The 13503-nt window shown below is 72.9% G+C and carries 14 protein-coding genes; 6 read left to right on the top strand and 8 right to left on the bottom strand.

Going from position 1 to position 13503, the window contains the following annotated elements; all coding sequences use genetic code 11:
- Window positions 1-155: 155 nt before the first annotated feature.
- The 6 genes from FHS29_RS08435 to FHS29_RS08410 form a co-directional block, all read right to left on the bottom strand.
- On the bottom strand, window positions 156-1319 hold the full coding sequence (locus tag FHS29_RS08435) for an acyl-CoA dehydrogenase (RefSeq protein ID WP_184689773.1): 1164 nt from the start codon (window positions 1317-1319) through the stop codon (window positions 156-158).
- Between the two features lie 93 nt (window positions 1320-1412).
- Window positions 1413-1880 (bottom strand): 5-(carboxyamino)imidazole ribonucleotide mutase, encoded by a 468-nt coding sequence (gene purE / locus FHS29_RS08430; protein ID WP_184690100.1) that lies wholly within the window; start codon window positions 1878-1880, stop codon window positions 1413-1415.
- Between the two features lie 17 nt (window positions 1881-1897).
- Window positions 1898-3085, bottom strand: coding sequence for a 5-(carboxyamino)imidazole ribonucleotide synthase (locus FHS29_RS08425; protein WP_184689771.1), 1188 nt, complete (start codon window positions 3083-3085; stop codon window positions 1898-1900).
- A gap of 104 nt (window positions 3086-3189) precedes the next feature.
- A complete protein-coding gene (locus tag FHS29_RS08420) occupies window positions 3190-4185 on the bottom strand; it encodes an ABC-2 membrane transporter-related protein (protein ID WP_184689769.1) in 996 nt (331 codons plus the stop codon).
- Window positions 4182-5060 carry an ATP-binding cassette domain-containing protein gene (locus tag FHS29_RS08415; protein WP_184689767.1) on the bottom strand — a complete coding sequence of 293 codons (879 nt, stop codon included), beginning with the start codon at window positions 5058-5060 and terminating at the stop codon, window positions 4182-4184. Before FHS29_RS08415 ends, FHS29_RS08420 begins: the two co-directional genes overlap by 4 nt.
- Window positions 5057-5494, bottom strand: coding sequence for a GntR family transcriptional regulator (locus tag FHS29_RS08410; RefSeq protein ID WP_312864817.1), 438 nt, complete (start codon window positions 5492-5494; stop codon window positions 5057-5059). Before FHS29_RS08410 ends, FHS29_RS08415 begins: the two co-directional genes overlap by 4 nt.
- Before the next feature lie 151 nt (window positions 5495-5645).
- On the opposite strand from FHS29_RS08410, the gene FHS29_RS08405 reads away from it, so the two are divergent.
- Entirely contained in the window at window positions 5646-6248 is a 603-nt protein-coding gene (locus FHS29_RS08405; protein WP_184689765.1) for a hypothetical protein, read from the top strand.
- Window positions 6249-6329: 81 nt separating this feature from the next.
- Here FHS29_RS08405 and FHS29_RS08400 read toward each other — a convergent pair whose 3' ends face one another.
- Window positions 6330-7220: a GGDEF domain-containing protein gene (locus FHS29_RS08400; RefSeq protein ID WP_246440012.1), complete on the bottom strand. Its 891-nt coding sequence runs from the start codon at window positions 7218-7220 to the stop codon at window positions 6330-6332.
- A 91-nt stretch (window positions 7221-7311) separates the two neighbouring features.
- Between FHS29_RS08400 and FHS29_RS08395 the strand changes: the two genes are divergently transcribed.
- From FHS29_RS08395 to FHS29_RS08385, 3 genes are all read left to right on the top strand, one after another.
- The gene (locus tag FHS29_RS08395) at window positions 7312-9576 is read left to right on the top strand and encodes a sigma-70 family RNA polymerase sigma factor (protein WP_184689763.1); all 2265 of its coding nucleotides are present in this window, start codon (window positions 7312-7314) and stop codon (window positions 9574-9576) included.
- A gap of 38 nt (window positions 9577-9614) precedes the next feature.
- A complete protein-coding gene (locus tag FHS29_RS08390; protein ID WP_221455684.1) occupies window positions 9615-10136 on the top strand; it encodes a GtrA family protein in 522 nt (173 codons plus the stop codon).
- Between the two features lie 72 nt (window positions 10137-10208).
- Entirely contained in the window at window positions 10209-10757 is a 549-nt protein-coding gene (locus FHS29_RS08385; RefSeq protein ID WP_184689760.1) for a GtrA family protein, read from the top strand.
- On the opposite strand, the gene hisN is transcribed toward FHS29_RS08385, so the two are convergent.
- Complete coding sequence (gene hisN, locus FHS29_RS08380; protein WP_184689758.1) at window positions 10754-11518, bottom strand: histidinol-phosphatase; 765 nt, start codon at window positions 11516-11518, stop codon at window positions 10754-10756. The genes FHS29_RS08385 and hisN overlap by 4 nt on opposite strands.
- 32 nt (window positions 11519-11550) lie before the next feature.
- Between hisN and FHS29_RS08375 the strand changes: the two genes are divergently transcribed.
- Window positions 11551-12222, top strand: coding sequence for a response regulator transcription factor (locus FHS29_RS08375; RefSeq protein WP_184689756.1), 672 nt, complete (start codon window positions 11551-11553; stop codon window positions 12220-12222).
- Window positions 12222-13496: a sensor histidine kinase gene (locus FHS29_RS08370; protein WP_184689754.1), complete on the top strand. Its 1275-nt coding sequence runs from the start codon at window positions 12222-12224 to the stop codon at window positions 13494-13496. Before FHS29_RS08375 ends, FHS29_RS08370 begins: the two co-directional genes overlap by 1 nt.
- The last annotated feature ends 7 nt before the right edge of the window (window positions 13497-13503 follow it).

The following is a 13503-nucleotide window of genomic DNA, read 5'->3' as shown; positions in this document are numbered from 1 at the left end:
GGCTTCACGCTCCGGACGTACAAGCATCTCGTGCCGTCCGGCCACGAGCGCGCACGGCCGGCGGTCGACGGGGTGTTCGGCTCACAAGCTCACGGCCTGGAGGCGGCCCGATCATGCAAATCAGGGACCTCCAGGCCGTGGTGAAGACCTTCGATCTAGCCGTTCAGCAGGGCGCGCGACATGACGACCCGCTGGATCTGGTTGGTGCCCTCGTAGATCTGGGTGATCTTGGCGTCGCGCATCATGCGCTCGACCGGGAAGTCGCGGGTGTAGCCGGCGCCGCCGAACAGCTGCACGGCGTCGGTGGTGACCTCCATGGCGACGTCCGAGGCGAAGCACTTCGCAGCCGCCGTGATGAAGCCGATGTTCGGTTCGCCGCGCTCGGCCTTCGCCGCCGCCACGTAGACCATGTGGCGGGCCGCTTCGATCTTCATCGCCATGTCCGCGAGCATGAACTGCACGCCCTGGAACTCGGCGACGGCCTTGCCGAACTGCTTGCGGTCCTTGACGTACGCGATGGCGGCTTCGAGGGCGCCCTGCGCGATGCCGACCGCCTGCGCGCCGATGGTCGGGCGGGTGTGGTCCAGCGTCCTGAGCGCGGTCTTCAGGCCGGTGCCCGGTTCGCCGATGATGCGGTCGGCCGGGATCGTGCAGTCCTCGAAGTGGATCTCGCGGGTCGGGGAGCCCTTGATGCCGAGCTTGCGCTCCTTCGAGCCCACGACGAAGCCCGGGTCGTCCTTGTGCACCACGAAGGCCGAGATGCCCTGGGACTTCTTCGGGGCGTTCGGGTCGGTCACCGCCATGACGGTGTACCAGGTGGACTCGCCGGCGTTGGTGATCCAGGTCTTGGTGCCGTTGAGCACCCAGTGGTCGCCGTCGAGACGGGCCCGCGTGCGCATGGACGCCGTGTCGGAGCCCGCTTCCCGCTCGGACAGCGCGTAGGACGCCATGGCCTCGCCCGACGCGATGGACGGCAGGACCTGCCGCTTGAGCTCCTCCGACGCGGACAGCAGGATCGGCATGGTGCCCAGCTTGTTCACCGCCGGGATCAGGGACGACGACGCGCAGGCCCGCGCCACCTCCTCGATCACGATGCAGGTGGCCACCGAGTCGGCGCCCTGCCCGTCGTACGCCTCGGGCACGTGCACCGCGGCGAAACCGGACTTGGCCAGCGCGTTCAGCGCCTCCACCGGGAAGCGCTCCCGCTCGTCGACCTCGGCCGCGTGCGGCGCGATCTCCTTGTCGGCGAGCGATCGGACGGCCTCGCGCAGTGCCTCGTGCTCCTCCGCGAGCTGGTAGGTGCCGAAACTCGGGTCCACGTTAAGTTACCTCCCGGTAGGGCCTGCTACCGAGATGTTAGCGCGCGTTCACCGGTTCCACCCCTGTGCCGTCGGCAACAGGGCTGAGACCGGCTACAACGTCGCCCGAAGGGCCTCGTCCTTCCGCAGCACCAACTGCTCCAGGGACGCCTGGAACTCCGCCATCCGCGCCCGCAGGGCCGGGTCCGACGCGGCCAGGATGCGGACCGCCAGCAGGCCGGCGTTGCGCGCCCCGCCCACGGACACGGTCGCCACCGGCACGCCCGCCGGCATCTGCACGATCGACAGCAGCGAGTCCATGCCGTCCAGGTACTTCAGCGGCACCGGCACGCCGATCACCGGCAGCACGGTCGCCGACGCCACCATGCCCGGCAGGTGCGCCGCGCCGCCCGCGCCGGCGATCACCACCCGCAGCCCCCGGTCGGCCGCCGACGTGGCGTAGTCGAGCATCCGCTGCGGCGTCCGGTGCGCGGACACCACGCTGACCTCGAACGACACCTCGAACTCGGCCAGCGCTTCGGTGGCGGCCCGCATCACCGGCCAGTCCGAGTCGCTGCCCATGATCACGCCGACTGACGTCACTGCTGTCCTCCGTGGATGTCGTACCCGTCCAGCCACACGCCGTCGGACAGCCAGTGCGCGGCGAGCCGCGCCCGCTCCCGCACCTGGTCCATCCGCTCCCCGAGCAGCGTCACGTGGCCGATCTTGCGTCCCGGCCGCTCCGCCTTGCCGTACAGGTGCACGTGCGCGTCGGGGAACCGGGCGAACAGGTGGTGCAGCCGCTCGTCGGGCCCCATGTCGGGCGCGTCCGCCGCGCCCAGCACGTTCGCCATCACGACGGCCGGCGCGACCAGGTCGGTCGCGCCGAGCGGGTAGTCCAGCACGGCCCTGAGGTGCTGCTCGAACTGGGAGGTGCGCGCGCCCTCGATGGTCCAGTGGCCGGAGTTGTGCGGGCGCATCGCCAGCTCGTTGACCACCAGGCCGTCCGCGGTCTCGAACAGCTCGACGGCCAGCAGCCCCACGACGCCCAGCTCGGCGGCGACCCGCAGCGCCAGCTGCTGCGCCTCCTCACCGGTGGTGTCGGGGGCCGGCGCGAGGACTTCGACGCAGATCCCGTTCTGCTGCACGGTCTGCACCAGGGGCCACGCCGCGCCCTGCCCGAACGGCGAGCGCGCCACCAGGGCGGCCAGCTCACGCCGCATCGGCACGCACTGCTCCACCATCAGCGGCGTGCCGGCGGCGAGCAGCTCGGGCACCACGCGCTGCGCGCTCTGCGGCGTGTTCAGCATCCACACGCCGCGCCCGTCGTACCCGCCGCGCACCGCCTTCAGCACGCACGGCCACCCGTGCAGCGCACCGAACCGCAGCACGTCCGCCGTCTCCAGCACCGCGCTGAACGGCGGCACCGGCAGGCCCAGCTCGGCCAGCTTCACCCGCATGACCAGCTTGTCCTGCGCGTGCTCCAGGGCCTCCGGGCCGGGGTGCACCTTCACGCCGTCCGCGACCAGGGCCTTGAGGTGCTCCTGCGGCACGTGCTCGTGGTCGAACGTCAACACGTCGCAGGCCTTGGCGAACGCCCGCAGCGCGTCCAGGTCGGTGTGCTTGCCCAGCTCGACGTCCCGCGCGACGAGGGCGGCGGGGTCGGAGTCCGACTCGGCGAGCACCCGCAGCGACTGGCCCAGCGGGATGGCCGCCTGGTGCGTCATGCGGGCGAGTTGGCCGCCGCCGATCATGCCGACGACCGGGAGACGAGTTCGGGAGTCCACGGGAAGCAGATCCTACCTGCAAAAACAGGGAGGCTTCGCACGCCCCCGAAGCGCGCGAAACCTCCCTCGGCGAGGTCGATCGCGGAAGCGAAGGACCCGGGCTTTCAGGCTCGGTGCGCCCGGCGCACCCACACGTAGGTCAACGCCAGGAGTCCGGCGGCCAGCAGTCCGAACACCGCGAACTCGAACAGCTGGAACGACACCAGGCGGTCCGCGGGCTGGTAGTCCCGGAAGGTGTTGACGATCCCGTGGTCCCTCACGCAGTTCTGGAACCCGTCGTTGGTGTCGTAGGACCGCGCGCAGTCGCGCGGGAACTCGATCTCGTTGCCGGCCGCGTCCGCGTAGCCGCTCGTGACGCGCATGGTCAGGTCGTCGGGGTCGCTCCACATGGTCGAGTTCTCCCGCACGCCGTACGGCTCCATCTGCCGCAGCGGCGTCTGGAAGTACGGCCGCCACAGGATGCCGACCACGCCGCGCACCACGACGTACAGGCCGAGCGTCAGCCCCATCGACAGCACGACGCGCCGGGTGATCGCGCCGGCCGCCAGGCCGAGGGCGAACCCGAACGCGGCGTACCCGATCTGCACCAGCGGCGCGGCCTCGAAGGACTCGGCCTGGAACGGCCGGAACGGCAGGTAGCCCTCGGTCGTCGAGTTGATCGCGTGCTGCGCGGTCAGCACGGCCGAGCCGAGTGCCGCCGCCAGGCCCACCGCGGGCACGCCGAGCAGCACCACCTTGCCGACCAGCCACCGGATCGGCGTGACGTCCTGGCTCCACACCACGACGTTGGTCTTCTGCTCGTATTCCCGCGCCAGCAGCGGCGCGGCCCAGAACACCGCGATGACCCCGCCGAACGCCATGGGCAGCATCGACACCAGCTGGGTCGCCCCGTTGAACCCGCCCAGGAACAGGAAGTCGTGCCGGGACGTGCCGGTCGAGTCCACGGTCCACGCCATGACCAGGCACGACAGGACCGCGAGCGCCACGACCGCGGCGAGCCCGCCGAGCAGCCAGCGGTGCTGCCGCCAGGTCAGCCACAGCAGGTCGCCCCAGCCGACCTTGGTGCGACGCACCACCGGGGTGGTCATGGTGACGGTCATGCGCCGAGCCCCTTCCTGGTTGCCGCGAGCTGCGCGAGCACGTAGTCCTCCAACGTGACGGGCCGTTCGGTCCACTGCCCGGCGACCACCGGCCGGGGCTGCCCCTCCGGCAGCTTCACCAGGAACGTGGACTGGTTGCCGCGGTGCCTGGCCTCCACCACCTCGCCCAGCGCGGGCGGGGTGTCGGACCTCGGGCCGAGGTAGGTCACGTGCCGGGCGAGCAGCTCGTCCAGGTCTCCCCCGGCCAGCAGCCGGCCGTGCGCGAGCAGCAGCAGGTAGTCCGCGACGCCGCCCAGCTCCGCCACCACGTGGGTGGACAGCAGGACCGTCATGCCGGTCTCCTCCACCTCGCCGAGCAGCTCGGCGGTCACCTCGCGGCGGGCCAGCGGGTCCAGGTTGGCCAGCGGCTCGTCCAGCATCAGCACGGTCGGCCGGGAGCCGATGGCCAGCGCGAACGCCACCTGCGCCTGCTGGCCGCCGGACAGCTTGCCGCACGCCTTGTCCAGCGGGATCTCGAACCGGTCCAGCCAGCGCACCGCGCGCGCCTGGTCCCACACCACGTTGAGGTGCGCGCCCAGGCGCAGCATGTCGGCGGCGGTGAAGTGCCGGTAGACCGGCTTCTCCTGGGACACGAACGCGACCCGGCCCGAGGTGCCCGCCGACCCCTCGTCCGCGTCGAGCAGGCCCGCGAGCACGCTCATCAGCGTCGTCTTGCCCGCGCCGTTCGCGCCCACCAGGGCGGCGACCCGGCCGGCGGGCAGGTCGAACGTGCACTCGCGCAACGCCCACTTGTTCCGGTAGCGCTTGCCCAGGGCCTGCGCGTGCACCGCTGCGGCGGCGGTGTCCTCCACCGGTTCCGTGACGGTAGTGGTCATCGGACCGCCACCCCTTCCCCCTCGTTCGTCTGCCCGCCGGCACCACCGGCGGCTGCCCGATCACCGTCGACGGCCAACACCGAGCGCACCAGCGCGTCGATGTCCTCCGCGTCCAGACCCGCTTCCCGCGCCTCCCGCACCCAGACGGCGAGCCGCGATCTGAGCGCGTTCATCACCTCGGGGTCGGTCGAGCCGAGCCCGGCCTTCACGAACGTGCCCGAGCCCTGGCGCGCCTCGACCAGGCCGGACAGTTCGAGCTCGCGGTAGGCCTTGAGCACGGTGTTGGCGTTGACGCCGCTGCCCGCCACCACGTCGCGCACGGTCGGCAGCCGGTCCCCCGGCTCCAGCCAGCCGAGCCGCAGGGCCTCCCGGACCTGCCGGACGAGCTGGAGGTACGCCGGGAGGCCGCTGGACCGGTCGATGCGGAACTCCACCGGACGCCTCCAAATTGTTCTGGTCAACTAAGACAGTAGCGAACCATCACTGGACTCCGGCTGTCAAACACCCGATCCGCGTGGCCGCAGATGTGCATGTCGCTCGCGTTCGCGATGCGCGAGGATCCGGCGCATCGACGCCATCAGACGCTTGCCCGCAGCCGTCCTGCCCCTGCTGCTGACCGTGTCGTGCACGACCGTGGTCGAGACGTCCGCGCCCCGGCGGGTGCCGCCGACCGAGGTGCGGGAGTACGCGCCGTGGTGGGACAACCCCGCGGCCAGGCAGGTCGGACGACGCGGCGTCTGCGACACCCCGTCCGAGGTGGTGCGGCGCCCGGACGCCTGGCTGTGCCGGCTCGAAGGGGAGGACCCGGCTGTCGGCGACACCCTGCACGACCCGTGCGTGGCCCACCCCACCGCACCCGCGGCCACGTGCCCGGACAGCCCCGACCTCAGCTACGAGGTGCGGCTGCCGGCACCACTGCCCACCCGGTCGCCTCCCGTCGCGGAGGCGGAGCCGTGGATGCTCCGGCTGACCAACGGCGAGGTGTGCACGACGCGTTCGGTGTCGGGCGGCACGCCGCACAACGACGGCGTTCACCGGATGGAGTGCTTTTCGACCGACTACGACCACCCGTCCGGCGGGGTGGTGCGGGGCGGGATCGACCGGACGCACGACACCTGGACCGTGTGGCTGTCGCGCGGCCCCGGCTCAGCGGTCGACCACGTCGCCGTCGCGGTCGCCTACCGGTGAAAGGACAAGACCCGCGACGTCGGGGGTACGTCGCGGGTCTCCGGGGGGAAGGGGTCGAGCGGACGCTGGACAGGGGGTACGTCAGCGCCCGAGGTCGGCGATCAATTCCGCGGCCTGCTCATAGGTGGCCGGAAGCTCCTCCAGCCAAACCTCCGCCGGGCCGGTCGGCGCGACGTGCGGGTCCACCGCGAGCCGGTGGGTGGTCAGCAGGCGCAGGTTCGTCACCGCCCGGTGCAGGCGGTCGTCGCGCCTGAGCAGCACGGCGGCCACCGACGGGCCGATGGACGCGATGGTCTGGCCGGCGTCGAAGACCTCCCGCAACGCGTCCGCGAGCAGCGTCATCGCCACCACCCGGGACCAGCCGGACGTCCGGCTCAGGTCCAGCGCGACCAGCACCAGCACGTGGTCCTGCCGGCCCGCGGTGCGCGCCTCCGCGTACACCTCGCGCAACCTGGTCCGCAGGTACGCCCCGGTCGCCAGGCCGGTCAGCGGGTTGTCGGCGGCGCAGTTCGCCGCCTGCTCGCTCATCACCTCGCCCCAGCCCAGCGCGGTCGCCCGGAGCATCCACGCCGGGGTGGCGTCGATGTTCGGCGACACGATGCCGGTCGAGCCCGGCGGCTCGGCCATCACCGCGTGCAGCGCGGCCAGGTCCAGCAGCGTCTCCGCCAGGGTGGCGCCCGCCTCGGCCCGCGCGGCGCCCAACCGGTGCAGCGCGGGGGCGGGGTCGGCGGTGTCCAGCACCGCCGCGCAGACCTCGTCCACCTCGTTCGACGGCCAGTCGGCCGGGAACGGCCAACCGGCCGCCGTGGTGGCGGTCCGCCACCTCGATCTCAGCCCGCGGACGGCTTGCTCCGCGCCAGGGCGCCGCGCTGCCGCCGGATTGCCGGCCTCGCCGGCGGCCACTTCCCGCACACCCACCCGGATGCCTCCCTCGACCTGGGGTTCCGCATACGGGACGTCGCCGGCACTCATCCATGACGGCACTCCGCCGACACAGTCGGGGGGTTCCGGGTGACGGTCCGCTACCCGGTAGGTCAGACTGGGCGCGCGAGAGGGGAAACACGTGGCGACCGTTCCTGCCGACGTCCGGGGACCGAGCGACGCGGAGCTGATCGACTCCGTGCGCGGAGGGGCGATCGATGCCTACGGGCAGCTCTACGAACGCCACGTCGGCGCCGCCTACAACCTGGCCCGCCAGCTCGCCCGCTCGTCCGCCGAGGCCGACGACCTGGTCTCCGACGCGTTCGCCAAGGTGCTGGACACCCTGCGCGCGGGACGCGGGCCGGACGCGGCGTTCCGCGCCTACCTGCTCACCGCGCTGCGGCACACCGCCTACGACAAGACCCGGCGGGACAAGAAGGTCGACCTCTCCGACGACATCACCGCCGTCCCCGGCGCGGCCGAGGCGACGTCCGTGCCGTTCCGGGACACCGCCGTGGCCGGCCTGGAGCGGTCGCTGGCCGCGAAGGCGTTCGCCCGGCTGCCCGAGCGCTGGCAGACCGTGCTCTGGCACACCGAGATCGAGGGCCAGTCGCCCGCCGAGGTCGCGCCGCTGCTCGGGCTGACCGCGAACGGCGTGTCCGCGCTGGCCTACCGGGCCCGCGAGGGCCTGCGCCAGGCGTACCTCCAGGTGCACCTGGCCGAGGCCACCCCCGAACGCTGCCGCGCCACCGCCGACCGGCTGGGCGCGTGGACCCGCGGCGGGCTGTCCAAGCGGGAGACCACCCAGGTCGAAGCGCACCTGGACGAGTGCGCGGACTGCCGCGCACTGGCCGCCGAACTGGCCGACGTGAACGGCGCTCTGCGCGCGTTCATCGCACCGCTGGTGCTGGGCGTGGGCGCCTCCGGCTACCTGGCCGCGACGGTGTCCACCGCGAAGGTCGCGACCGCGGTGGCCGTGGGAGCGGGCGCGGGAGCCGGTGGCGCCGCCGGCGCGGCCACCTCCGCACCCCGGCAACTCTTCATCGGAGCCGCCTCGGCGGCGGCGCTGGTGATCGCGGTGGCCCTCGGCCTGGCCTCAGACGGCGATCCCCGGGTGCCCGCCGCGCAGACCGTGCCGCCCGCGACGTCGGCCACCCAGACCACGCAGCCGTCCGTGCCGGCGCTGCCGCCACCGCCGACCCAGGACCCGCCGACCACCACGCAGGACCCGTCGACCACCACCCCGGCGCCGACCACCGAGCCGGAACCGGTGCCACCGCAACCACAGCCGGAACCGGCGCCCGAGCCGGAGCCGGAACCCGAGCCCGAGCCCACACCCGACCCTCCGGTGCTCGTGCCGACGGTGCCCAGCGGCTTCACGCTGACACCCGGCTCGCCGCCCGTCTCGCTGCCGATCACGGTGCGCAACACCGGCGGCACGACGTCGTCGCCCGCCAACGCGTCGCTGACCCTGCCGCCGGGTGTGCGGTCGGTGGGGCCGGGAGCCTCGCTGGCCGGCGCACGGCTGGTGCGGATCGACGGTGCCGGCGACCAGACCGTGGACTGCCCGGCCGGCGAGGGCGCGATCACCTGCGTCACCACGCAGGGCCTGGCACCCGGCGGTGCCGCGACCTTCGTGTTCCGGCTGCGCGCCGGGCAGGACGCGGTCGGCGGGCAGATCACCGGCACGGTCAGCGCGGGCACCACGATCTCCGTGGACATCCGGGTGGACGTGGCGATCCAGCCCGTCGACGACGACCTGGACCTCCAGGTGCGCAATCGGCACCACGGCTTCTGGGATCCGCGCCTGGACATCAAGGCCACCAACACCGGGGGCCGGGCCGGGACGCTGGAGCTGGTCGTCGAGTCCGACCGGCACATCGCGATCGTCGCGCTGCGACCGGACTGCTCCCGCACCTCGCACCGGATCGTGTGCAGGCAACCGCTGGAGCGCGGCGAGGCGTTCCGGCTGTCGGTGTGGGCGTTCGGCCTGCCGTTCCGGGGCGGGAACGTCACCGTCACCGCGACCCTCGGCACGGCGTCCCGGAGCATCGACGTGCCGATCCGGCCGCACCCCGACGACGGGCAGCTGCCGGAACCGCCGGGCGGGTGGCCCGAGCCTCCCGAGGTGCCGACCACCACCACGCCGCCGGTGACGACCACGACGGCGCCCACGACCACCACCACGCCGGAACCGACGTCGCCGGAGACCACCGAACCGTCGGCGCCCCCGGACGAACCGTCCGTCCCGTCGGAGACGCCGACCACACCACCCCCGACGACCACCGTGCCGCCACCGACCACCACGCCGCCGCCCGCGCGCACCGAACCGCCGTGCCGGCCGTTGCCGTGGTGGCCGCCGGGCCGGCCCGACCACCTGCCGCCGGGTCTGTGCTGGACCCCTTGATGATCGGTCCGGCACGCCGTCGGTAGGCTGCCCCGGTGCTGCCAGCCGTGCGCAGGATCTTCAACCGCCTCCCGGAACCGCTGCGCTTCCTGATCAACAAGCACCGCGAGCTGATCAGGTTCGCGGTCGTCGGCGGCACGACGTTCCTCATCGACAACGGCGTCTGGTACGCCCTGAAGCTCACCGTCCTCCAGGACAAGGTGGTCACCGCCAAGGCGATCGCCGTGCTGGTCGCGGTGATCTCGTCCTACGTGCTCAGCCGCGAGTGGTCCTTCCACACCAGGGGCGGTCGCGAACGCCACCACGAGGCCGCGCTGTTCTTCGTGGTCAGCGGGATCGGCATCGGCGTCAACCTGGCGCCGCTGTACGTGTCGCGGCACATGATCGACCTGCACAGCGAGGTCGCCGACTTCATCAGCGGCTCGGTGATCGGCATGCTGCTCGCCACCGCGGTCAAGTTCTGGGCGATGCGCAAGTTCGTCTTCCCGGAAGCCGACGCCCGCCCGTCGGTGCGCCGGCTGCGCGTCGTGGCCGAGGAAGGCGAACGCGAAGTGGCCTAGACCACTCGCGTCGGACGGGCCGACGAAGTCGCCTGAACAGCGCTTTCACCCGTTCTCCGTACACTCGTCCGAGTGTCCGTTGTCGAAGACGTCGTCCGCCGGCTGCCCGAACCGCTGCGCTCCCTGGCCCTGCGGCACAGAGAGCTGCTCAAGTTCGCCATGGTCGGCGGCACCTGCTTCGTGATCGACACGGCCATCTTCTTCAGCCTCAAGATGACCGTGCTGACCGAGAAACCGGTCACCGCGAAGATCGTGGCGACGCTGGTGGCCACCATCGTGTCCTACGTGCTCAACCGCGAGTGGTCGTTCCGCACCAGGGGCGGTCGCGAACGCCACCACGAGGCCGCGCTGTTCTTCCTGGTCAACGGTGTCGCGATCGGCCTCAACTCGCTGCCGCTGGGCGTGTCGCGCTACCTGCTGCACCTCCAGGAGCCGCACGTGAGCCGGCTCGCCGAGGAGATCGCGGACTTCACCAGCGCCCAGCTCGTCGGCACCCTCGTCGCCATGGCGTTCCGCTGGTACGGCTACAAGAAGTGGGTGTTCCCGGAGGCCGACGCCCGACCCAGGGTGAAGCGCTCCTACGACTCCCCCGACGACGAGGAAGCCCTCGGCCACTCCTAGCCCCGCAGCAGCTCCAGCGCCGCGTCGTGCAGCTGCCCGTTGGTGGACAGCACGTTGCCGCCGTCGAACCGGTCCACCCCGGACAGGTCGCTGAACCGGCCGCCGGCCTCGCGCACCAGCACCTGGAACGGCGCGACGTCCCACGGGTTCACGATCGCCTCCACCGCCACGTCGAGCGCGCCCTCCGCGACCAGGCAGTGCTGCCAGAAGTCGCCGAACCCCCGGTTCTCCCAGCACGCGTCCGCGAGCCTGAGGTAGGCGTCACGGGAGTGGTGCTCGACCCACGAGCCCAGGTCCGTGGTCGACAGGTAGGCGTCGGACAGGTCCGCCACCCCGGAGACGGTGATCCGCCGCTCGCCCGTGGCGTCCAACGTGAACGCGCCCCCGCCGGTCTCGGCCCACCAGCGACGACCCAGTGCCGGCGCGCTCACCACGCCCACCCTCGGCACGCCGTCCACCACGAGCGCGATCAGCGTCGCCCACACCGGCACGCCGCGCAGGAAGTTCTTGGTGCCGTCGATCGGGTCCACCACCCACGTCCGGCCCTCGCCCACCACGCCGCCGCGCTCCTCGCCCGCGACCTGGTCACCGGTCGGCGCGAGCACCTCGCGGATGGCGTCCTCCACGGCCACGTCGGCGTCGGTCACGGGGGTGCGGTCGGGTTTGCGCTCGACCACCAGGTCCCGCGCGCGGAACCTCGAAGTGGTGATCGCGTCGGCCGCGTCGGCCAGTCGCAGGGCCAGCGTCAGATCGGTGGACACGCGGGGATCGTCCCACGCCTACGCTGGGTGCCGTGAGCGTGGTCTTGTTGGCCGAGGACGACCCGGCCATCGCGGAGCCCCTCTCCCGCGCGCTGCAGCGGGAGGGGTACCAGGTGCAGGTGGTCGGCGACGGCCCGGACGCGTTGGACGCGGCGGCGCACGGCGGCATCGACCTGCTGGTGCTCGACCTGGGGCTGCCCGGCATGGACGGCCTGGAGGTGTGCCGCCGGCTGCGGGCGGGCGGCCGGGGCATCCCGGTGCTGATGCTGACCGCGCGGTCCGACGAGGTGGACTTCGTGGTCGGGCTGGACGCCGGCGCGGACGACTACGTGGCCAAGCCGTTCCGGCTGGCCGAGCTGATGGCCCGGATCCGGGCGCTGCTGCGCCGGCGGGCCCCCGGCACGCTGGAGGTCAACGGCGTGCGGATGGACCTCGCCGCGCGGCGGGTCACCGTGGACGGGCACGAGGTGCAACTGGCGAACAAGGAGTTCGAGCTGCTGCGCGTGCTCATCCAGCGGGCGGGCCAGGTGGTGCACCGCGACGAGATCCTCTCCGAGGTGTGGAACGACCCGGAGCTCAAGAGCAGCAAGACGCTCGACATGCACATGTCGTGGCTGCGCCGCAAGCTCGGTGACGTGCGGTCGGTGGAACGCCGCATCGCCACCGTGCGCGGCGTCGGCTTCCGCTTCAACAGCGCCGACTGATGCGCAGCCGGATCCTGCGCGCGATCCTGCTCGCGGTCGCGGTCACCGGGTTCGCCCTCGGCATCCCGCTCGGCTACACGGCGCTGCGGCTGGTGGACGACGGCGCGCGCGGCGACCTCGCGTCCCGGGCGCAGCGGATCGCGGCGAGCATCGACGACCAGATCGCGTCCGGGCAGCCGATCAGCCTGGAACCGGTGGAGGTCGGCGTGCCGGAGGGCGGGCACCTGGTCGTCACGTCCGCCGGCGGGCGGCAGGAACTGGGCACCTCGCCCGGCGAGGACGCGCTGAGCGTGGAGGTGCCGATCGCGCAGCAGGGCACCGTGCGGCTGGAGGTGTCGTCCGGGCCGATGCACACGTCGCAGTACCAGGTGGCGGCGCTGGTGGTGCTGCTCGTGGTGCTGTCGGTGGGCACCGGGACCGTGGTGGCGACCGTGACGGCGCGCGAGCTGGCCAAGCCGTTGCGGCACGTGGCGGTGCGGGCGGCCCGGCTCGGCGCGGGCGACTTCCGGCGCGACGACCGGCGGCACGGCGTGCCGGAGCTGGACCTGGTGGCGGAGGCGCTGGACCGGTCGGCGGGCGCGCTGGCGCTGCTCGTGCAGCGGGAACGGGAACTGGTCGGCGACGTGTCGCACCAGCTGCGCAGCCGGCTGACCGCGCTGCAGCTGCGGTTGGAGGCGTTGGCCGAACACCCGGAGCCGGAGGCCGCGGCCGAGGCGCGGGCGGCGCTGGAGCAGGCCGAACGGCTCGCCGAGGTGCTCAACGAACTGCTCGCGGCGGCCCGGGCGGCGCGGGCGGTGGGTGCGGAGCCGTTGGACCTCGGGGTGGAGCTGTCCGCGATCGCCGAGGAGTGGCGGGAGCCGTTGCGCAGCGTCGGGCGGGCGCTGCGGGTGCGGGTGCCCGAGGGGCTGCTGGCCCGGGCCACGCCCGCGCGGCTGCGGGAGGCGATCGGCGTGCTGCTGGACAACGCCCTGCGGCACGGCGAGGGCCAGGTCGTGGTGTCCGCGCGCAGCGACGAGGGGACCGTGGTGGTGGAGGTCGCGGACGGGGGCGCGGGCGTGCCGGACGGGCTGGCCGGGCACATCTTCGAGCGCGGCGTGTCCGGCGGCGGGTCGACCGGGGTGGGGCTGGCGCTGGCGCGGGCGCTGATCGACGCCGACGGCGGGCGGCTGGAGCTGTCCACCGCCCGGCCCGCGACGTTCACCGTCTACCTGCCGGTGCCGAAGGCGGACGACGTGGTGGGCGTGACTTGGCGCTCCGACCTCACGCCTCGCTAGCCGTCCC

The sequence above is a fragment of the Saccharothrix tamanrassetensis genome, from assembly GCF_014203665.1.
Classification (GTDB): Bacteria; Actinomycetota; Actinomycetes; order Mycobacteriales; family Pseudonocardiaceae; genus Actinosynnema; species Actinosynnema tamanrassetense.
Note: the sequence above shows the minus strand (reverse complement) of the source record. Positions and strands in the feature narration are given on the sequence as shown.

What these genes read in the sequence shown, in the direction of transcription:
- purE (WP_184690100.1), bottom strand. Translation starts at nt 1,880, where the DNA reads ATGGGCAGCGACTCGGACTGGCCGGTGATGCGGGCCGCCACCGAAGCG.
- FHS29_RS08420 (WP_184689769.1), bottom strand. Translation starts at nt 4,185, where the DNA reads ATGACCGTCACCATGACCACCCCGGTGGTGCGTCGCACCAAGGTCGGC.
- FHS29_RS08415 (WP_184689767.1), bottom strand. Translation starts at nt 5,060, where the DNA reads ATGACCACTACCGTCACGGAACCGGTGGAGGACACCGCCGCCGCAGCG.
- FHS29_RS08400 (WP_246440012.1), bottom strand. Translation starts at nt 7,220, where the DNA reads ATGAGTGCCGGCGACGTCCCGTATGCGGAACCCCAGGTCGAGGGAGGC.
- FHS29_RS08370 (WP_184689754.1), top strand. Translation starts at nt 12,222, where the DNA reads ATGCGCAGCCGGATCCTGCGCGCGATCCTGCTCGCGGTCGCGGTCACC.